This window comes from Adhaeribacter arboris (assembly GCF_003023845.1).
GTDB lineage: Bacteria > Bacteroidota > Bacteroidia > Cytophagales > Hymenobacteraceae > Adhaeribacter > Adhaeribacter arboris.
In genome coordinates, this window is record NZ_PYFT01000001.1 from 5,901,782 (window position 1) to 5,921,388 (window position 19,607).

15 protein-coding genes are annotated in these 19,607 nt (G+C 43.8%); 2 read left to right on the forward strand and 13 right to left on the reverse strand.

Annotated features, from left to right (window positions below; translation table 11 throughout):
* Positions 1-180 precede the first annotated feature (180 nt).
* Together AHMF7605_RS23995 and AHMF7605_RS24000 are read right to left on the reverse strand one after the other, a co-directional pair.
* Positions 181-957 (reverse strand): SDR family NAD(P)-dependent oxidoreductase, encoded by a 777-nt coding sequence (locus tag AHMF7605_RS23995; RefSeq protein WP_106932508.1) that lies wholly within the window; start codon positions 955-957, stop codon positions 181-183.
* Between the two features lie 119 nt (positions 958-1,076).
* Entirely contained in the window at positions 1,077-1,769 is a 693-nt protein-coding gene (locus AHMF7605_RS24000) for a DUF3575 domain-containing protein (RefSeq protein ID WP_106932509.1), read from the reverse strand.
* A 271-nt stretch (positions 1,770-2,040) separates the two neighbouring features.
* On the opposite strand from AHMF7605_RS24000, the gene AHMF7605_RS24005 reads away from it, so the two are divergent.
* A complete protein-coding gene (locus tag AHMF7605_RS24005) occupies positions 2,041-4,668 on the forward strand; it encodes a valine--tRNA ligase (RefSeq protein WP_106932510.1) in 2,628 nt (875 codons plus the stop codon).
* 136 nt (positions 4,669-4,804) lie between these two features.
* Here the strand turns inward: AHMF7605_RS24005 and AHMF7605_RS24010 are convergent, their stop codons facing one another.
* The 11 genes from AHMF7605_RS24010 to AHMF7605_RS24065 all read right to left on the reverse strand — a co-directional run bounded on the left by AHMF7605_RS24010 (position 4,805) and on the right by AHMF7605_RS24065 (position 18,792).
* Positions 4,805-5,308: a hypothetical protein gene (locus AHMF7605_RS24010; protein WP_106932511.1), complete on the reverse strand. Its 504-nt coding sequence runs from the start codon at positions 5,306-5,308 to the stop codon at positions 4,805-4,807.
* A 304-nt stretch (positions 5,309-5,612) separates the two neighbouring features.
* The gene (locus tag AHMF7605_RS24015; protein WP_106932512.1) at positions 5,613-6,914 is read right to left on the reverse strand and encodes a sensor histidine kinase; all 1,302 of its coding nucleotides are present in this window, start codon (positions 6,912-6,914) and stop codon (positions 5,613-5,615) included.
* A complete protein-coding gene (locus AHMF7605_RS24020) occupies positions 6,898-8,283 on the reverse strand; it encodes a sigma-54-dependent transcriptional regulator (protein ID WP_106932513.1) in 1,386 nt (461 codons plus the stop codon). Before AHMF7605_RS24020 ends, AHMF7605_RS24015 begins: the two co-directional genes overlap by 17 nt.
* 569 nt (positions 8,284-8,852) lie before the next feature.
* The gene (locus AHMF7605_RS24025) at positions 8,853-10,052 is read right to left on the reverse strand and encodes an ABC transporter permease (protein ID WP_106932514.1); all 1,200 of its coding nucleotides are present in this window, start codon (positions 10,050-10,052) and stop codon (positions 8,853-8,855) included.
* Complete coding sequence (locus tag AHMF7605_RS24030; protein ID WP_106932515.1) at positions 10,049-11,305, reverse strand: ABC transporter permease; 1,257 nt, start codon at positions 11,303-11,305, stop codon at positions 10,049-10,051. The genes AHMF7605_RS24025 and AHMF7605_RS24030 overlap by 4 nt, the downstream gene beginning before the upstream one ends.
* Positions 11,306-11,387: 82 nt before the next feature.
* Entirely contained in the window at positions 11,388-11,750 is a 363-nt protein-coding gene (locus AHMF7605_RS24035) for a DUF3471 domain-containing protein (RefSeq protein WP_106932516.1), read from the reverse strand.
* A gap of 221 nt (positions 11,751-11,971) precedes the next feature.
* The gene (locus AHMF7605_RS24040) at positions 11,972-12,637 is read right to left on the reverse strand and encodes an ABC transporter ATP-binding protein (protein WP_106933598.1); all 666 of its coding nucleotides are present in this window, start codon (positions 12,635-12,637) and stop codon (positions 11,972-11,974) included.
* A gap of 62 nt (positions 12,638-12,699) precedes the next feature.
* Positions 12,700-14,157 carry a TolC family protein gene (locus tag AHMF7605_RS24045; RefSeq protein WP_106932517.1) on the reverse strand — a complete coding sequence of 486 codons (1,458 nt, stop codon included), beginning with the start codon at positions 14,155-14,157 and terminating at the stop codon, positions 12,700-12,702.
* 20 nt (positions 14,158-14,177) lie between these two features.
* Positions 14,178-15,425: an efflux RND transporter periplasmic adaptor subunit gene (locus AHMF7605_RS24050; RefSeq protein WP_106932518.1), complete on the reverse strand. Its 1,248-nt coding sequence runs from the start codon at positions 15,423-15,425 to the stop codon at positions 14,178-14,180.
* Positions 15,426-15,944: 519 nt separating this feature from the next.
* Positions 15,945-17,348 carry a dihydrolipoamide acetyltransferase family protein gene (locus AHMF7605_RS24060; RefSeq protein WP_106932520.1) on the reverse strand — a complete coding sequence of 468 codons (1,404 nt, stop codon included), beginning with the start codon at positions 17,346-17,348 and terminating at the stop codon, positions 15,945-15,947.
* Between the two features lie 160 nt (positions 17,349-17,508).
* Entirely contained in the window at positions 17,509-18,792 is a 1,284-nt protein-coding gene (locus tag AHMF7605_RS24065; RefSeq protein ID WP_106932521.1) for a competence/damage-inducible protein A, read from the reverse strand.
* 35 nt (positions 18,793-18,827) lie between these two features.
* Between AHMF7605_RS24065 and AHMF7605_RS24070 the strand changes: the two genes are divergently transcribed.
* A complete protein-coding gene (locus AHMF7605_RS24070) occupies positions 18,828-19,577 on the forward strand; it encodes a DUF4197 domain-containing protein (protein ID WP_394336242.1) in 750 nt (249 codons plus the stop codon).
* Positions 19,578-19,607: the final 30 nt, after the last annotated feature.

Sequence of the window (19,607 nt, forward strand, 5' to 3'; positions counted from 1 at the left end):
CCTTAGAAGGCCCTCCATAGCCAAACTGGTGTCGTGAATTCTTAGCTACTCGGTTTTAATAAATCGAGTTATTTGAATCTGTTCTTATATCTTACTGATTCTAAAATGTAAGAGAAATTAGTGCTTTTACACCTTACTTATCTAACAACGAACAACTAATAACGAACAACTTCTTATAAATTAAGCGCCTTGGCCCATAAACTGCGATAAGCCGCCGTCCATAAAATAGCTGGAACCGGTAACATAGTCGGAGTCGGAAGAGGCCAGGAAGACGGCTAACCTGCCTATTTCTTCCGGATTGCCGGGTCGTTTCATGGGTATGTGCTGCGATTTTTCTTCTCTTACTTTCTTGTCGTCCATGGCTTCCTGGTTCATGGGCGTGAGAATCATGCCGGGTGCGATATTATTTACGTTTATGCCATCTTCGGCCAGTTCCAGTGCTAATGTGCGGGTAAGATTACGGACGGCCGCTTTAGAAGCACAGTAATCGGCGGTACCCGCCGATACAATTTCTTCGTGTACGGAACTTACATTTATGATTTTGCCCTTGCCGCCTTGCTTTTGGCGGTGCCGGATAAAAGTTCGGGAACAGAAAAATGTACCGTATAAATTGGTCCGGATGGTGCGGTCAAATACGTCGGTAGGCATATCGGCTACTTTTACGCCGGAGCCGTTTACGGCGGCATTGTTCACCAGAATGTCAAGGGTGCTAAATTCCTTTAAAGCATCGGCAAACAATTGCTCTACCGATTGTTCGTCGCTTACATCTACCTGTAAAACCAAACCTTTGCGGTGCAGCTTGGTAACTTCAGCCAGCGTTTGTTCGGCTCCTTCTTTATCGGAGTGGTAGCAAATGACCACATCCGCGCCTTCTTTAGCGAATTCTATAGCGGTGGCTTGGCCAATACCCGAATCAGACCCGGTTATTAAGGCTACTTTGCCGTTTAATTTCTCCATAAAGCTCCATTTTTTAATTTTCAGGAATAAGTTTTAGTACAAATTTCTTAATTCATACTTGTGGAGCTTTCTTATGGTTTTGTTTTAAGGCTGAATGAAAGGTTCATCTTTAAAATTAATTACCAAATGTAATAACCTAGTTTAAACCCTAAGGCTACATGCAATGTGGTGTGCCAGCCTTCTTTCCCGTCTTTAGAATCGTCAAAATTTAAAAAACTTAAGAGTCCGCCGTTATCTGGCACATTATAACCTAATACCGTATCATAATGGCGAATATGAATAAAGCGGGGGCCTAAACCAGCATACGTATCTAATACCAATCTTTGTTTATACCGCCATTCAATGCCGGCGTTTAAACTGGCTACGTAAATATTGCTCTTAATCCGGGAGAAGAAATAATCGTAATTTTGGTAGCCTCGCCGGAAAGAATCCCTTTGTTTATTATACCTTTCCGGAATAAAAAGCCCTTCTAAGCCCCAATATACGTGCGTGTTTATATTATCGGAAACCTCTGTAACGTAAGAATAATGTTTTACTTCAGCCCGGAATTTATGGTAACGAAAATCTTCCCGAACACTATCCGGGTACCATTTATCCTTATACAACTTATAAGTAGAAAGACCATACTCCGCGGAAACAGCCCATCTGGAACTAATATTTTTCTGTATTCCCAACTGCAAACTGGGGGTCCGGGATAAAGCAAAACTCGAAGCCGCCCAACGGATCTGCCAGGTTTTGGTGCTTTCGTTTTGAGCAAATACACAAATACTACAAAAACAACTGAATAGGCAGCACACCAGCAAGCATCTCATCTTAGGGGTAAGTAAATTTAAAATAAACTATATAATTAACGCGCTATAAAGCAGAAAATCTAATTGAGAAGTTGTTAAGATGATTCTGTAATATCCAAAATGGTTGCAAAGATCAGTTCCTTTAAAGAAAAATTGATTTAACAATATGTCCGTAACATCCAACTTTTAACTTTACAACCTTCCAACTTTACAACCTTCCAACCTGTAACTTGCAACTTTCATCTCACCGCATAATTTCTTATTTTTGCGGTCCAAAATCCGGAATGATATTATGTCGATTGCCAAAACCTATAATCCGAAAGAAGTAGAAGATAAATGGTACCAAAACTGGCTAGAAAAGGGCTTTTTTAAATCAAAGCCAAATCCGCACAAACAGCCGTACTCCGTGGTAATTCCGCCGCCTAACGTTACGGGCGTGTTGCACATGGGGCACATGCTCAATAATACCATTCAGGATATATTGGTGCGCCGCGCCCGGATGCAAGGAAAAGAAACCTGCTGGGTTCCCGGCACCGACCACGCGTCTATTGCTACCGAAGCCAAAGTAGTAGCCATGCTTAAAGCCCGCGGTATTAACAAAACGGACATTACCCGGGAAGAATTTTTAAAATACGCCTGGGAGTGGAAAGAAAAGTACGGCGGCATTATTCTGGAGCAGCTTAAAAAACTCGGCGCTTCCTGCGACTGGGACCGGACCCGTTTTACCATGGAGGAAGATTTATCCGCAGCGGTAATTCAGGTATTCGTGGATTTATACCGGAAAGGTAATATCTACCGCGGGGTGCGCATGGTGAACTGGGACCCGCAAGGATTAACTGCTCTGTCGGATGAAGAAGTAATCCATAAGCAGGTACACTCCAAGCTTTATTACGTAAACTATCAGATGGAAGACGAGCCGGATAATTATCTTACCATTGCTACCACCCGGCCGGAAACAATTCTGGGCGATACGGCTATCTGCGTAAATCCGAACGACCCGCGATACCAGCATTTAAAAGGAAAAAAAGCCTTGGTGCCGCTCATTAACCGGGCTATTCCGGTTATTTTCGACGAGTACGTAGATAGGGAGTTTGGTACCGGCGCTCTAAAAGTAACTCCCGCGCACGATATAAACGACTACGAATTGGGTAACCGGCACAACTTGCCGAGCATCGACATTTTAAACGATAACGGTACTTTAAACGAACGCGCCCAGATGTACATCGGCGAAGACCGGTTTGTGGTACGCAAGAAAATCGTAAAAGACCTGGATGCTACCGGACAACTGGTAAAAATCGAAGAAATTACGAATAACGTAGGTTTTTCGGAGCGGACCGATGCCGTAATTGAGCCAAAGTTATCGATGCAGTGGTTCTGCAAAATGGAAAGATTAGCCGAACCGGCTTTAAAAGCCGTAATGGACGATGAAATTAAGCTGCATCCGCCTAAATTTAAAAATATGTACCGTTCCTGGCTAGAAAATATCCGGGATTGGTGTGTTTCGCGGCAGCTTTGGTGGGGTCAGCAAATTCCGGCCTATTATCTGCCGGATGGTTCGTTTGTAGTTGCCCTTAACGCCGAAGAAGCCTTAAAATTAGCTAAGCAGCAAACCGGCAACGAAAACTTAACTACGCAGGATTTGCGGCAAGACGAAGACGTACTGGATACCTGGTTCTCGGCGTGGCTCTGGCCTATTTCGGTGTTTGATGGTTTTAAAGACCCCGATAATCCGGATATTCAATATTATTACCCGACGAATGATTTAGTAACCGCCCCGGAAATTTTGTTTTTCTGGGTGGCCCGCATGATTATGGCTGGTTTTGAATACCGGCGGGAACTGCCTTTCCGGAACGTGTATTTAACCGGAATTGTACGCGATAGCATCGGCCGTAAAATGTCGAAATCGCTGGGTAACTCGCCGGACCCGCTGGGCTTGATTGAGCAATACGGTGCGGATGGCGTGCGGACGGGTATGCTGTTCAGTTCGCCGGCGGGTAATGATTTACCATTCGATGAAAAATTATGCGAACAGGGACGGAATTTCAGTAATAAAATCTGGAATGCCTTCCGGTTACTAAAAGGTTGGGAAGTAAATACTAGTTTGCAGTGCCCGAATAATTTAGCTATTAACTGGTTTGAAGCCAAGTTTAACGCCGCCTTGACCCAACTTGAAGAGCACTTCGATAAGTTCCGGATTTCCGATGCTTTGCTAACGATTTATAAACTGGTTTGGGACGATTTCTGTTCGCAGTACTTAGAAATGATTAAACCGGCTTACCAGCAACCCATCGACGGCGAAACCTACGAGCGTACCATTGGCTTTTTCGAAAATTTGATGAAGCTTTTGCATCCATTTATGCCGTTTATTACCGAAGAACTCTGGCACGAGCTCCGCGAACGACAAGCCCATGATTACCTAATTGTAGCCAACTGGCCGGAAGTAAAAGAAGTAGAAATGGGTATTATCGAGAGAATGGATAAAGCCATGGAAATTGTTGCCGGTATCCGGAATGTACGGAATGCTAAAAATATACCCAACACCAAGGCTCTGGAACTCTCCGTCAAAACAGCGGATGCAAGCTTAATAAATGAATTTCAACCCATTATTCAGAAGCTGGCTAATATTTCGGAAATCAGTTTTGTAGAGACAGCCTTAGATAATGCCATCAGTTTTGTACAAGGCGCCAGTGAATTTTTTATTCCGATGGAAGGCAACGTAGACGTAGCTCTGGAGCGCGAACGCTTGCAAAAGGAACTGGAATATACGAAAGGATTTTTGCTATCGGTAGATAAAAAACTGAGCAACGAACGTTTCGTGAACGGCGCACCCGAAGCCGTACTGGAAAAAGAACGCCAGAAAAAAGCCGATGCGGAAGCTAAGATTCAAGCCCTGGAACAAAGCTTAGCGGCCATAGTATAAATATTAGACTTTTTATCGTGTAAAAGCCTTACTAGAATATTCTGGTAAGGCTTTTCTGCTTTTAATTAGGAACGTTCATCTGGTGAAATTATAATCTCTTAGCATTAGAAAAATTTCTAATAAACGGAAGATTAACTTATAGCCTATAATAATCCAGTACTTTCCAGTTGATACGTTTGTCCGGTTCGATGGAGAACCGCAGCAGCAGATAACCGCCATTGTGTCCATCTTCAAAGTAGGCCAGCACGTAGCGGTCGTTTAAAACTTTTACCTGCTGTATGGCCATCGTGCCGCCTAACGAACCTTTCGGTAATAACATATTCTGTTTGCTAATTAAATCCTCCCGTAAGTTAGTTTCCGGGCTGGTTAAGCCTTTTTCTTGTAAACGGGTTAAATCGTCAGTACTTAAAGCGCTTAAATTAGAACTAGCAATAGATTTTTCGCTGCTTCTTGAAGTGCTTGCGTTGTTGCTTTTCAGGGTATCTAATCTTTTTTGGTTATTGTAAATTAACCGGTCGCGGTCCAGAATGCGTTGGTTAGCTAAAGTTAATTCGGTTTGCGTAAGGGCGTATTTGCGGTAGAAAAAAAGCGCTAAAAACAAACCGAAAGCAATGAGTAAAATAAAAATCAGGTTTTTCATAAGAGAATATACCTCGTTCTTGATACTGCAAAATTTCCGATGGCTTCATTAGAATAAGTTGCTAAGGTAAATCAACTTGTTAAATAAGGTCATTAAAATTTTAAATAAAATTATTCTATTACTCTGTAAATAAACTTTTCTGTTCTTCAGAGCGAAACTATTTCGCTATCCAGCCCAAAAAGTTCTTCTTGAATGACAGAAAAAACGGAATACTGATAAAAGAGACCCGAAAACTTGCCGGGTTTTTAGAGTAACGGTGCTTATTGCTTTTAGACAGAAACCCGACGGGTTTGAGGAGCGCATTTTATTTAAATTGAATATTGAAAACCGTACGATGGTCGGCGATGGTTTCTAAAGAAAATGGAAAGCCGTGGTTCATGAGAATGTCGCGGATAAGCATTAAACCTATGCCCTGACCATTCTTTTTGGTACTGAAAAAAGGAGAAAACAGTTGTTGGCGGACTTCGGGAGGGATGCCGGGGCCATTATCTTCAATAAGTAAGGTGGGTGGTTGCGCTAGGGTTTTAATGGTAAGCCTCCCGTCCTGTTCCATGGCTTCAAAAGCATTCTTGATGATATTAATTATAATTTGTTCTAGCTGCTGTTCATCGGCCTGGATGTAAATAGGTTCGGCGGCTAAGTCCCAAACCCAGGCAATGTTGCGGTTTTCGGCGGCCGTACGCAATAAATAATACGCGTGGTGCAGCAATGCGTGTAAGTCCAGCGTTTGCTTTTGCGGTAGGGGCAAGCGCACCAGGCCGGCGAATTTACCCATAAAATTAGCGAGCTGCGTATTACGTTCGATGCACACCTGCAAGGCATTCTCGTAATCGGACTGCAGTTCGGTTTCCAGTTGCGGCGTGTAAAATTTAAAACTTTGCAATATAGAGTTAATGGCGCCAATAGAATTATTTACTTCGTGCGACATCATCCGGATAATTTTCTCGTAGGCTACTTTCTCCTGCCGGACTAATTCTTCGGTAAGTTCCTCAATCAAAATAAAATAGTGCGGGAATCCCCGGTCTACGAAATGCGCTTTCTGGGCTTTAAACAGCCGGATACCGTTTACATTAAAAACTTTTGGTTCGCCTTGGGTTAAATCAGCTAAATCAGTTCCCCATTGGTTAGGTAAAACCCAGAGCGGTTTACCTTTAATATCAGCCAAGCTTACCTGTAGCCACTGCGAAGCACTAGGGTTTATATTTTCGATGTTTCCGTCAAAGTCTAGTAGAATAATGCCCGAAGGCGAGGCCAAAAGTAATTGCTCGAGTAAAAAATGCTTTTCGGCTTGTAAGGTGCGCTCCAGGCGCAGTTGGTCAATCATAGAATTATAAACTTCTACCAATTGATCTACTTCGCGCTGCCCAACCGGCAAAAATTTTACGGTAAAATCTTTGCTCCGGATGGATTCAATCCCCGCCGAAACCAAATCTAAGGGCCGAACAAAAGAACGGTAAATATTTACGGTTACAATAATGGAAACAATAATCAGCGCCTCCGTGCCCACAAACCAGATTTTATCGGTGGTTAGTAACCGGGCCGCAATAAGCGCCATTACCGCGTGAATTAAAACCGCAAACAAAATAAACTTAGTCCGCAGCGTCATAAGGAATATCGAATTTTTCGAGCCGTCGGTACAAGGCTCCCCGGCTTAAACCCAGCGATTTGGCTACCTTACTAATGTTGCCTTTGTGTTGTTCCATGGATTGGCGAATCAGAACGGCTTCCATTTCTTCTAAAGTCATCATTCCCACACCGGCCAGAACGGGAGCTTCAACTTTCCGCGGGTTTTTGGGTTGCTGACCCTGAAAGTCCGAAACATCTAAATAATCTTTGCCCGAAACCAATACGGTGCGTTCTACCAAATTCTTCAATTCGCGGATATTGCCGGGCAAGGATTGCTGGGCCAAGTAATGCAAGGCCGCTTCGGTAACCTGCAAGTTGGATCGGTGATAGGTTTTTTGCAAATTATGTAAGAAATGTTTTACCAGCAGAGGTATATCTTGTGGCCGTTCGCGCAGAGCTGGTAGCTTAACGGTAATTAAATTAATGCGGTAAAATAAATCTTCCCGGAACTTGCCCTGGGCTACCATTTCGGCGAGGTCGCGGTTGGTCGCACAAATTACCCGGATATCTAGTTGGCGCGGTTTGCTGTCGCCGAGTACTTCGTAAGTGCGGTCTTGCAACACGCGTAAAAGCTTTACCTGGCTGCTTAAATCCAGTTCGCCAATTTCGTCGAGGAAAATGCTGCCTTTGTTAGCCAGTTCAAATCGGCCCACGCGGTCGCCTTTGGCATCGGTAAAAGCACCTTTTTTATGGCCGAACATTTCGCTTTCGAACAAACTACTGGAAATACCGCCTAAGTTTACTTTTACAAAATTCTGGTTTTTGCGCGTACTATTTTGGTGTATAGCTTCCGCAATTAATTCTTTCCCCGTTCCACTTTCGCCTTCAATCAACACCGAAGCGTCGGTAGCACTAATCTGGCCAATTTGCCGCAGAATTTGAATCAATGCCGGATCTTCGCCGATAATGTTGGCGAATTGGTATTGCTGATTTAACTGCTTGCGATTCAGGTTGCTACTGTCGGGTTCTGAAGTATTTTTGTTTAAGTGGAGGGCCGTATGAATGGTTTGCAGCAGGTGTTCGTTGTTCCAGGGCTTGGAAATAAAATCAAAAGCGCCGGCCTTCATGCCTTCTACGGCCAGCGAAATAGAGCCCCAGCCGGTAATAAGAATAACCGGAATCTTTGGGTTCAATTCTTTAATCTGCCCGAGTAATTCCAAACCATCCCGTCCGGAAGTGTCCATCGAAAAATTCATATCCAGGATAATCAGGTCGATGGGTTGGGATTGGTGCAGTACGTACAAAGCGCTTTTAGCCCCGGCCGCGCTCTGGGTTTGGTACCCGGCTTGTTTTAACAGCAGACCTAACGAGGTCCGAATAGCCACATCATCGTCAATAATCAGAATCATACAAAATCAGGCGGATTTCGCCAATATTTTAAAATTACAAAATTTTCAGGGTAAACCAGCAATGGTTCAGAAGCCAAGTTAAAGTTTCTGTTTCCGTTTAAAGCCAGTGTTTTCTTAACTTATCCGGTAAATGTCCCCCTTTGAAGGGGGTAGGGGGATGATGTACAGCATCAGATTTAAAGTATTTACTTCTGTCTTTCCGTTGAGACTTTGCAAGTCTCAATAGACCAGTGCTGATGCGCTTTAACAGCCCGTGTTTGCCTCCTGGCCGGCGGGCCTCGTTTAGCCAGTTCAGGCGGTCTAAGCTTCTTTTCCTTGCTCCGCTGCGGAATGCCTCCTGCGTCGGCACCAGAACCTTAGAAGGCCCTCACTAGCTAAACTGGTGTCATTCTCTTTTAACAACTGCCTTTTACAATTCACCCGTAAATAGCCCGTTATCCAAAGCTCCCCTCCTGTTTTAGGAGGGGTTGGGGGTGGTAAACGCGTAAGGTAGACGATTCACCCAAACCCTCGACTATCAGTCATGGACCATTGTCTAACAACCAACAACCAGCAACGAACAACCAAACCTACTCTTCGTGTAGGGCAGTGGCGGGAGCAATTTTAGCCGCTTGGAGACTAGGATAGGCAGCGCAACCGGCAGCTAAGGCGTAAATAATTACTACGGCACTTCCTAGAGCAGCTATGTAAACACCTGTTTGTACGCCAAAAACTTGAAGCAACGGGAACTGAGCCGCCACTACCATCCCGAACAAGATGCCAAAAGTAGCTAGTACCAAAACCTCCCCGATAAATTGCCGGTAAACCTGACCGGAAGCAGCGCCAATGGCCCGGCGCAGACCAATTTCGGAGATGCGGCGGCTAATGTTGTACCATAGCACGCCGAATAACCCAAGCGCTACGTTAATGATTAAGAACCCGCATACCACCGAGAAAACAATAAGCGGGATTAAGGCTAGTTTATTTTGGGAAATCCGCATTTCATTCATGGATTTAATTTCGAGGGTCCAACCTTTCGCCACTTGGCTCGCCTGTTTCATTAATTTTTCCTCGAAGGCACTGGTTACGCCTGGTTTTACCCGAATGAGTACCGAATTAAAGGGAACCCAGGTAGAATCGGCCGCATTTTCTAAATACTTGTATTCAAAAAAGCCCGGTTTGTCTTCGGAATATTCTCCTTTTTGCTTATAGGCTTCCACCACGCCAATTATTTTATTTTTAGGATTTTTATCATCGCCCGACATACCCGCTACTACTTTACCGATCACTGGTTCTTCTTTAAAAACTGCGTCGCGGAGCGATTGGGTAATAACAATACTATTAAATTTTGAATTTTGATCCTGATCGTTAAACCAACGGCCATCTTTTATTTTTAACTGCATAATTGCCGCAAAATCTTTGTCTACCTGAAAAAAGTCAGACTGTGTCCTGCGGTTATTATGATGAAAGTCGCCGCTCATTTGTTGCATGGTGTACGGTACGTTACTACTGACTAAAGCCACGCCTTCCACTTCGGGATTAGATTTTAACTGTTGCTGCAACCGGCCTTGGATTTCTTTAACTTCTTTTGGTTTTTCCTGATTCCAACGTAGGGTCATAACCCATACCTTATCGTGTTGATAACCCAAAGGCTTATTATAATTATCAATGTAATAAAAAGCCAGGCTTAGTACCCCGAACAATACAATAAAAGAAAAGAAAATTTCGGTTATCATCAGAAAGTTATTTTTCTTCCGGTTCCAGATTAAAGTAAATAAATGGCGGATCATAAGTTGCCTCCTTTCAGTGCCTCTACGGCTTGTAATTTTGACATTTTGTAAGCCGGGATTACCCCGGATAATAAACCAAATAATAAGCTTAGTCCTATTCCAATCCCGAATACGCGCCAGTTAAGCGTTAATTGAGCGTAAGGAATAATACCGCTGTTGCTGATTAGCTGTAGGGCCAGCGCGGAAAGTAAAAATCCCAGGAAGCCACCGAGTAAAGTAAGAAAGATATTCTCGACCAAAAACTGGCCGATAAGCGTGCGGGACGAAGCGCCAAATGCCTTACGAACCCCTATTTCCGATGACCGCTCCAGGATACGGCTCACGTTAATATTTATCAGGTTAATGGTTGGCATGAGCATAAATAAGAATACTATAAGGGTAACAAAGGCAATAAATTTGCCCATACCTGATTCTCCCGTGTATCTATCACCGAATACCTGCCGCACGAACATGCCTTCCAGAATTCCCTCGGCGTAACTACTAAAGGTGTCGTAATTCTTAGGGTCGGGTACTTTTATTTGCTTCACGATGTGCTGGTATTCGGCCTGAATTTCCGGAATGTCAGAAGCGGATTTGGCCAGAATAATTCCATTATAGTCGCCCGGTAAACCTGTATCGGCTTTATTAATGTTAGCCGTAGAAACAGGAACCCACAAATGCGCATAAGAGTTGAAACGGGAAATAGGAACATCTTCTACTACTCCGCAAACCTGGTAGCGAATGCCATCGGCTACCAAGTATTTACCTACGGCACTTACTCCTGCGCCAAAATATTGGTCGCGGGTATGGCGGGTAATAACAGCTACCTTATTCGCATTTTTAAGGTCTTGCCGGTTAAATGGCTTACCTTCCAGAAATTTAAATTCCAGAATTTCCCAGAACTCCGCGTCGGTGTATTTCAAATCCAGAGAAAGGCGCTTGTTATTTACGTAACTGTTTACCCCTTTAAACACACTGCTAATAGATATTTTTTCTGGTGTTTTCAAAGTTTTCACGTAATGAGTCAGGTAATAATAACTAGGCGTTGTGTTCATCATAGACCCTTGTTTTTTGCCCGTCATCTTAATAAAATTAATGAAGAGCGTACGGTCTAGGTGGGTTTCAGGAGTATGCGAGCCGGTTACGTGGTCTATCATAGCGGTAGCCACCATTAGTATCATCAGCGTAAAACTGATCCCGAACAGGCTGATGAAAGTAAAGAACTTCCGGCGGAGCAGTACTTTCCAGGCTATTTTTATATAATTTTTTAACATTTCTTTAGTCGATAGTCCATGGATGACAGTCCACAGAGGTTTATTGTTGGATTGTTAGATTGTAAAATCGCATTGGTCTGCGTTAACTAATCTTCTTAAGTTTAAGCCCACCTTGCATGTTTACCAGTAAGTACAACTGGCCATTTTCTTCTATAAATTCAATTTTTGCCGGAGTACCTTTCAGGTAATACCTGGTATTTGTTTCAGGGGTAAATTCTGATTTTTCCTGGTCACCGGGAGCTAAAGCAAATAATTTGTCTTGCTCTACCGAAATAGTTACCTGAAAATCTTTATTCAATTCGTACACTCCAGCATATTTCTGCAAAGTTTCAGATGGAATCGCTGCTTGCGGAGTAGAGGTAGAAATAGCAGTAGTTTTAGTAGCAACCGTTTGCCCAAAGCTGAAGAACGGCACCCATACTAATAGTAAAAGAAGCTTTTTCATGGTTTTATATTTTTAGATTTTGGTCGATGATTTTATTTGATTTATTTCTCCCTCTAAAGAGGGAAGCAATTCATTAATTAAAAATTTAAAGCTGGAAGCTGTGAGGGAATAGTTGAAAAATTCCGAGTAGAATTTTCCTCTTCAATTGGCGGAAAAACTTAAAATTTTTCAACCTTAAAACTTTTTAACTTTCCAACTTTCAACCTGTAACCTGCAACTTACTACAGTACCTGGCTGCCATCGAATAACCGGATGAGGCGTTCGGTTTTCTTGGCCATTAATTCGTCGTGGGTTACCATGACGATGGTGGTACCTTCTTCCTGGTTCAGGCGCAGTAGTATGTCCATAATTTCGTTGCCCATTACGGAGTCGAGGTTACCAGTGGGTTCGTCGGCCAAGATAATTTCGGGCTGACCAGCCAAAGCTCGGGCAATAGCTACCCGCTGACGCTGCCCACCTGAAAGCTGATTCGGATAATGATTCGTGCGGGCACTTAAACCTACTTTGTGCAACGCTTCAATGGCCCGTTTCCGCCGTTCGGAGCTAGACATGGTACGGTACAGAAGAGGCAATTCCACATTATCCGTCACCGATAGATCATTAATTAAATGATAACTCTGGAAAACAAAACCAATTTTCTGGTTGCGTAATCGCGCCAAGGCCTGGTCGGAGAAGGAACGAACCGGGGAACCGTCGATAGAAACAGTACCGTTGGTAGGCTCATCTAATAAGCCCATAATATTGAGCAAGGTACTTTTGCCGCAACCCGAGGGACCCATTATAGAGACAAATTCTCCTTTCCGGATATCCAGGTTAATGTTGTGCAAGGCTACCGTTTCAATGGTCTTGGTTTGGTAAACCTTCTCAATGTCGGTGAGGGTAATCATGCTGGGAGTAGGTTCAGCAGCTACAACAGGGTTAGTAGCAAGCGGGTCTAATTTAAAGTGGTTCATGGTTCTAGCGTTAGCGGTATATTTTTTTCGAAATCGTATAAAGTAAGCGTTCTTAAGTTGTAAAAGGCGGTCCAGAAATCGCGTAGCGACGCAATGTAAGCGCGTTTGGCCTGGTCTTTTTCGCCGAGGGCAATGTTTAAATCAGTAATGCTGATGCGGCCAATCACGTAAGTGGCTTTAGCTATGTCGTAGCGGCTCTGGGCTATCTGGTCGGCTTCGGTGGTTATAGCCACGCGGGTTTTCAGCATTTCAAACTGGTTTACCTGCGTTCTAATATTTTGCTCAAATTCTAATTGGTCTTGTTCTACGGCGTACTGCGTTAATTTTAAATTTGCTTGGGCCGTTTTGCGGAGGGACTTCTGTTTTCCGCCATCCATAATTGGTAGTTCAAAACCCACCCGAATTTGTTGCTGGTTTTCGGTATTACCATAAGAATCTATTAAAGTGGTAGCCTGATTGGTTAAGCCAAAAGTGGCAAACATAGTAGCATTAAAGCCGTTAGATTGCCGTGCTTCAGCCAGGTTGCGCTCGGCTTGGAGCAAAGCACGTTTAAAAGCCAAACTTTCTTTCCGGTTTTGCCGGGCTTGCTCCAGCGCCTGGTTTTCGGTTACTTGTAATAGAGGCAAATTTCCAGGTACTGCCAGCAGCATTTGTTTGTTAGAAGGCTCACCTAAGTAACTATTTAGCGCCAGCGTCGCATTTTTTACGGCTAAATCGGCTTCTGCTTGGGCAATCTGGGTATTCAATAAACTCAGGCGCAGTTGCAGCACATCGTTTTTAGAAATTTTACCCAGTTTAAATTTTTCTTCGGCAATCCGGATAATGTCTTCGGTGTTCGTGCGGTTTTTGGTGGCAATACTTTGGTTTACCTGTTGCAATAATAAATCGAAATATAATTTAGTAATATCCTGGGCAATGGTTTCGCGGTCTTCTACAAATTTCTTCTGCGATTCGGCGTAGCGTAAAGGCTCAATTTTACGGGCCCAGGCCAGTTTGTTAAATCGGAATAAGGGTTGTGAAAAACCGATAAGAGCTGGATTGGTATTATAACGAGTAGCTCCCGCATTAAAATCATCGAAGCGCTGTAGTTGGGAATTTACAAATATTTGCCCGCCGGTTAGACCAATGGATTGAGTAACACCTAAATTTAGCTGTGAGTTGTTCAGGCTTACTTGTTTAAAATCGGTAGTGCCATCGGGCTGGGTAACAGCATTAATGCTGCGACTGAAATCCGGTAAGGTGCTGGCTAAACTTAGGGTAGGTTTGTAGTCAGCCAGGTAAGTGCGCCATTGCCAGTAGCTGGTTTCCCGGCTGGTTTCGGCCTGCCGAACGGTGAGCGAGTTTTTTTGGGCCTGGGCAATTACCTGTTCCAGCGTAACTGCTTGGTTTACTTCCTGTGCCTGGGTGTTGTAAAAGCCCGTTAGCAGCAGGAAAAATAGTATGAGTTTTTTCATAATTTCAGCTGTAAAGGGGTTTAGTTATTCTTGATGGTAAATTCATCCAGGTGTTGGAATTCTTTCGTATCGGAGATAACTACTTCTTCGCCCGGCTGTACGCCTTGCAGTTCTACCCAATCAAAGTTGCTTAAGCCAATTTGTACCGTGCGGGCAATAGCTTTGTCGCCTTTTATCACAAATACTTTCTGGTCGCGGGCGCCCGTAAAGAAAGGACCATTTTTAACCCGGGTAGCTTGGTTTTTAAAAGAAGTAATCACAAATACTTCCACGCGCAGGTTCGACCGTAATTGCGGATGATTTTTCTGCTCTAATTGTACAAAGAAGGTAACTTGTCCATTTTCGACGGCGGGCCGGATAGTAGCAATGGTACCTTTCAGGTCGGTATCGTTCAGGCGCACCGTAACGGGCCCACCGGGTTGTAACTGGTCGGCGTAGGAATCGGCAATAGTGGCTTTTACTTTAAAACTACTTAAATCTGCCACCCGAACCAGGGCATCGCCAGGGTTAACCGTAGTGCCAATTTCTTCATTCACAAAGGTCAGCACGCCACTTATGGGGGATTTAAGGTCGGCTTGGTCGAGCTTGCGCTGCATTTCCTGCAGGTTCCGTTCTTGAATGCTCATTTCAAAGCCTACATCTTTCAGGTCAGCGGAATTGGCTTGCTTTTGTTGTCGGATTTGAGCCGCGAGTTGGTCGGCTTCCAGTTGGGCAACTTTCAGGTTCATTTCAGCTTGCCGCACGTTTTCTTCGGTACCGCCACCAATGGAAAGTAAATATTTTTCGTCGCTTAATGCCGCCTGTAAGCGTTTTACCTGCATTTGTTTAATGTTGTACCGGGATTGTAGCTCACTAACTTCTTTAGCCAGTTTTAATTGCAGTTTGCTGGTTTCGTTTTGGTTAAGTTGTTGTTCGTCCTGCAGTTTGCGGTAGGATAGTTTGGTATATTCTTTATCTAATTGCAGAATGGGTTGGTTGGCCGTAATTTTTTCGCCGGCGTGGTGCAGCACGGCTTCTAACCGGGCCTGAATCGGGCTGGTTACGACGGCTTCGTTTTCTGGTACTAAAACACCCGTAGCATTCAGTGAGGCTTCCATCGGACCTTGGGTAACAATGGAAGTGCGTAAACTCGAGCGATTCTCCGAAGGGCGCAGGACAAACCGGAAGGCTAACAGACCAGCGGCAACCAGCACGAATAATCCGGCTAGTTTGCTGTAGTTTTTTAGTTTGTTTTTCCGGAGTTTTTCCGGAGCAATTTCTCTGTCCATTTTTAGAAATGTTAATGACTTGCTACTACATTTTCAAAGTAGATGCCAGGAAAGGTTATTATCTGATTATCAATAATTTATATGTTTTAAGGCTCTTGAATATTGTCCACGAATGGACAGTATGTCCAGGAATGGATAAGGTGAAATTTTTAAAATGGACAGGTAGGATTTTCTATTTTCTTTGGAGCTTTTTAAGTCTCGAGGCTGTGGTGCTGATGGGAGTTGAGCAGTAACCTGTTTGCCTCCTGGCCGGCGAGCCTCGTTTGGCTGTAGAGGGCCTTCTGAGCTTCCTTCTCTCCTGCGTAGAGATGCCTCATTCTTCGGCACCAGAACCTTAGAAGGCCCTCCATAGCCAAACTGGGTTTGTTACCTATAGTTAACTTTATGAGGTGGGATGAAAGGTGAAAAGGAATTTATACTCCGAATCAAGCCTATTAATTTGTGCTTGCTGATTGGACTAGTAGAAAAGCAAAAAGCCCATCCGGAAGATAGGCTTTAGGAGTTGAATTTATTAATTTATTAAATTTTGGTGTCTAGGTCGAAGTTTTCCAGGTAATCGGATACGCGTTTTACGAACATGCCGCCCAGTGAACCATCTACTACCCGGTGGTCGTAGGAATGCGATAAAAACATGAAATGCCGGATACCGATTAAATCACCTTGCGGTGTTTCGATTACAGCGGGTTTTTTCTTGATAGCGCCAACTGCTAATATAGCCACTTGCGGTTGCATAATGATGGGCGTTCCTAAAACGTTGCCGAAAGAACCTACATTGGTTAAGGTATACGTGCCATCGGATAAATCATCGGGAGTTAATTTATTCATACGGGCGCGATTGGCTAAATCGTTAACCTTTTTAGTAATGCCGTTCAGGTTCATTTGGTCGGCATTTTTAATCACCGGAACAATTAAATTACCGCTCGGTAAGGCTACAGCCATACCAATATTAATATTTCGATGCCGAATAATCCGGTCTCCATCCACGGAGATGTTAATCATCGGAAAGTCTTTAATGGCTTTAGCTACGGCTTCTATAAAAATAGGCGTGAAAGTCAGGTTTTCGCCTTCTCGTTTTTGGTAAGCATCTTTCATTTTATTCCGCCACATCACAATATTGGTCACGTCGGCCTCCACAAAAGAAGTAACATGCGGCGAAATGCGTTTGCTATCTACCATGCGCTGCGCAATCATTTTCCGCATGCGGTCCATTTCTATAATTTCCACGTTACCCGTCACCGAAATAGCCGGTTGTGAAGTAGTAGCAGTAATTGCCGGTTCAGGAGTAGCAATAGGTTGGGAAGATGCTTCAGCAGGAGCCGACACGGGAGTAGCAGCTACCTCGGCGGCGGGCGCATTTACTTCTGGTGTTTCTTGCCGATGCTCCAGGTATTCCAGCATGTCTTTTTTAGTTACTCTGCCTTCACTACCTGTACCGGGAATTTTTTCCAGTTCAGCCATGCTTATTCCTTCTTGACGGGCAATATTCAGTACTAGTGGCGAGTAGAACCTGCCCTCGAAAGTAGGTTTTGGTTTTGCTTCCGATAGTTCAGGTGCAGTTTCAGACGACACAGGAGGGTTGGGAGTAGGAGTAGACTTCTCTGCTTCTGGCGAAGCAACTGATACGGCGTTATTTACTTCAGTCTTGGCAACGGATTCAGAAACGGGTGCTGGAGTAGCATTACCATTCGTCTCAATTAAAGCAATGGCCTGGCCAACCGGAATAACATCGCCTTCATTCGCTAATATTTGCGTTAAGATTCCTCCCTGAATGGCCGGTACTTCGGTATCTACTTTATCAGTGGCTACTTCGAGTACCGATTCATCTTCTTCGATGCGGTCGCCGACGTTTTTTAACCAACGCAGTATCGTTCCCTCCATGATACTTTCGCCCATTTTGGGCATTACCATTTCTACCAGTGCCATATAGTTTATTTAAGGATTTTAAGCTGTAAAGTACAACCTTGATTCCAATCTTTAGAAATTTGAAGAGCTTTTAAAACAACCATAACAGTTAAGTAACCGCCTTTTTAAAAGATTAAAAAGTACCAAAACAGTTTGTTTGACCCGCCAAAGTTAGGAAAAATTACCCGTTCCGAAAGGCTTCGGGTAAACTTTGCCGTACCAGGTTCAGCGCGAACATAGTGGTATATTCAATATTCAGTTCGCGGGTACGGTTAAAATTAAGTTTTTTCGCTACGGTTTGGTGCGCATCGGCGTAGGCTATCCAGATAGTGCCTACTGGTTTATCGGACGTGCCGCCGGTCGGCCCGGCAATGCCGCTGGTGGCTAAGCCAATATCCGTTTTCATTAGCTGACGAATGTTCTGGGCCATTTCACTCACCGTTTCTTCACTAACCGCCCCAAAAGTTTCTAAAGTGGTTTCCGAAACCCCGAGCTGTTCTACTTTTACCGCATTACTGTAGGCCACAATGCTGCCTTTAAAATAAGCGGAAGAACCAGATATAGTAGTTAATTTATGAGCTATGTTTCCACCGGTGCAACTTTCGGCAGTAGAGATAGTGAGGTAATGTTTTTTAAGCAGATTGCCAATAGCTTCCGGTAAACTTACTTCGCCGTAAGCAAAAATGTATTCCGGAATAATTTTACTTAATTTATCTACTTCGGCCTGCATTTGAGCTTCCAGGTCGTCGATACCGGTATCAAAGCCAGTTAAACGCAGGCGTACACTGCCCAAGTTGGGTAAATAGGCCAGTTTTATATTCTTAGGCAGGTTATCTTCCCAATCCGCAATTTTTTCGGCCAGAAAAGATTCCCCAATACCAATGGTCATGATGACTTTATGGTTAATCTTCGGTAACCCGAAATATTGCTGTAAACGCGGCAGCACGGTATCCGTCATCATACGTTTCATTTCGAAGGGTACACCCGGCATGGATACCATAATTTTGTTATCTACCTCGAACCACATGCCCGGCGCGGTACCCAGAACGTTGCGCACCGCTTGGCAGTTTTCCGGTAAAAACGCTTGCTGGCGGTTAATTTCCGTTACCTCCCGCCCGTGCCGCCGGAATATTTCGGTTACATCGGCCAGCGATTGTTCGTCTAATTTTAAGCCTACGCCAAAGTAGGAGGCCAACGTAGTTTTAGTTAAATCATCTTTGGTAGGCCCCAAACCGCCGGTAATTAAAATAACATCGGCCCGGGTGCGGGCATCATCCAACGATTTTTTAATATGCGTGGCATCATCTGAAACCGAAGTGATTTGCTTAATCTTAATGCCAATTTTTCCTAATTCCGCGCCCATAAAGGCCGAATTGGTATCTATTACCTGGCCGTATAAAATTTCGTCGCCGATGGTAATTATTTCGGCCAATATTATGTTGGTGTTTTGGTTCGATTTCTGCATTTATTGGTTATTTGAGCTTTAATTTAACGCTAATGATGATGTTCCGCATGAAAACCTGCTCCTTATACCTTTTGTTATTTTTCTCTATTTTTTCTTTTAATTGCTCCGGTCAACTAATTAAGTTACCTAACGTTGGTACTATAAACGAGGCTTTAAATAAAAGTAAACCGCTTACTTCCGAAGAAGTTGCCGGTGGCTTAAAAGAAGCTTTAACGCAAGGTATTGCCAAAGGCGCCACGCAAGCTTCGCAAAAAGATGGTTATTTCGGCAATCAGTTAATACGTATTCCGTTCCCGCAGGATGTAAAACGCGTAGAATCTACTTTACGCAGCGTAGGATTAGGGAGCCAGGTAGATAAATTTGTGTTGTCGCTGAACCGCGCAGCGGAAGATGCGGCTCAAACGGCTAAACCTATTTTTATTGGCGCTATCCGGAAATTAACTTTTAAAGATGTCTGGAATATTTTAACCGGCGAAAAAGATGCCGCTACCCAATTTTTAAGACGCACTACTTCCGACGAATTATACCGGGCTTTTGCGCCGCATATTCAGCAATCGCTGGATAAAACCTATGCTACCAAGTATTATACTGATGTTATGACGGCTTATAATGCTCTTCCGCTGACTCAGAAAGTGAACCCCAACCTGAATGATTATGCTACTAAAAAAGCAATGGACGGTTTATTTTTACTCGTAGCCCAGGAAGAAGCTAATATTCGCGAAAACCCGGTAGCTCGTACCACCGAGTTATTAAAACGGGTATTTTCGAAACAGACAAAATCGTAGTTTTATGTATTAGGTTGTACGTTAAACGTT

Bases quoted from the DNA above. Each gene is read 5' to 3' on its own strand.
- AHMF7605_RS23995 (WP_106932508.1), bottom strand. From the start codon at position 957: ATGGAGAAATTAAACGGCAAAGTAGCCTTAATAACCGGGTCTGATTCG.
- AHMF7605_RS24000 (WP_106932509.1), bottom strand. From the start codon at position 1,769: ATGAGATGCTTGCTGGTGTGCTGCCTATTCAGTTGTTTTTGTAGTATT.
- AHMF7605_RS24005 (WP_106932510.1), top strand. From the start codon at position 2,041: ATGTCGATTGCCAAAACCTATAATCCGAAAGAAGTAGAAGATAAATGG.
- AHMF7605_RS24010 (WP_106932511.1), bottom strand. From the start codon at position 5,308: ATGAAAAACCTGATTTTTATTTTACTCATTGCTTTCGGTTTGTTTTTA.
- AHMF7605_RS24015 (WP_106932512.1), bottom strand. From the start codon at position 6,914: ATGACGCTGCGGACTAAGTTTATTTTGTTTGCGGTTTTAATTCACGCG.
- AHMF7605_RS24020 (WP_106932513.1), bottom strand. From the start codon at position 8,283: ATGATTCTGATTATTGACGATGATGTGGCTATTCGGACCTCGTTAGGT.
- AHMF7605_RS24025 (WP_106932514.1), bottom strand. From the start codon at position 10,052: ATGATCCGCCATTTATTTACTTTAATCTGGAACCGGAAGAAAAATAAC.
- AHMF7605_RS24030 (WP_106932515.1), bottom strand. From the start codon at position 11,305: ATGTTAAAAAATTATATAAAAATAGCCTGGAAAGTACTGCTCCGCCGG.
- AHMF7605_RS24035 (WP_106932516.1), bottom strand. From the start codon at position 11,750: ATGAAAAAGCTTCTTTTACTATTAGTATGGGTGCCGTTCTTCAGCTTT.
- AHMF7605_RS24040 (WP_106933598.1), bottom strand. From the start codon at position 12,637: ATGATTACCCTCACCGACATTGAGAAGGTTTACCAAACCAAGACCATT.
- AHMF7605_RS24045 (WP_106932517.1), bottom strand. From the start codon at position 14,157: ATGAAAAAACTCATACTATTTTTCCTGCTGCTAACGGGCTTTTACAAC.
- AHMF7605_RS24050 (WP_106932518.1), bottom strand. From the start codon at position 15,425: ATGGACAGAGAAATTGCTCCGGAAAAACTCCGGAAAAACAAACTAAAA.
- AHMF7605_RS24060 (WP_106932520.1), bottom strand. From the start codon at position 17,348: ATGGCACTGGTAGAAATGGTAATGCCCAAAATGGGCGAAAGTATCATG.
- AHMF7605_RS24065 (WP_106932521.1), bottom strand. From the start codon at position 18,792: ATGCAGAAATCGAACCAAAACACCAACATAATATTGGCCGAAATAATT.
- AHMF7605_RS24070 (WP_394336242.1), top strand. From the start codon at position 18,828: ATGATGTTCCGCATGAAAACCTGCTCCTTATACCTTTTGTTATTTTTC.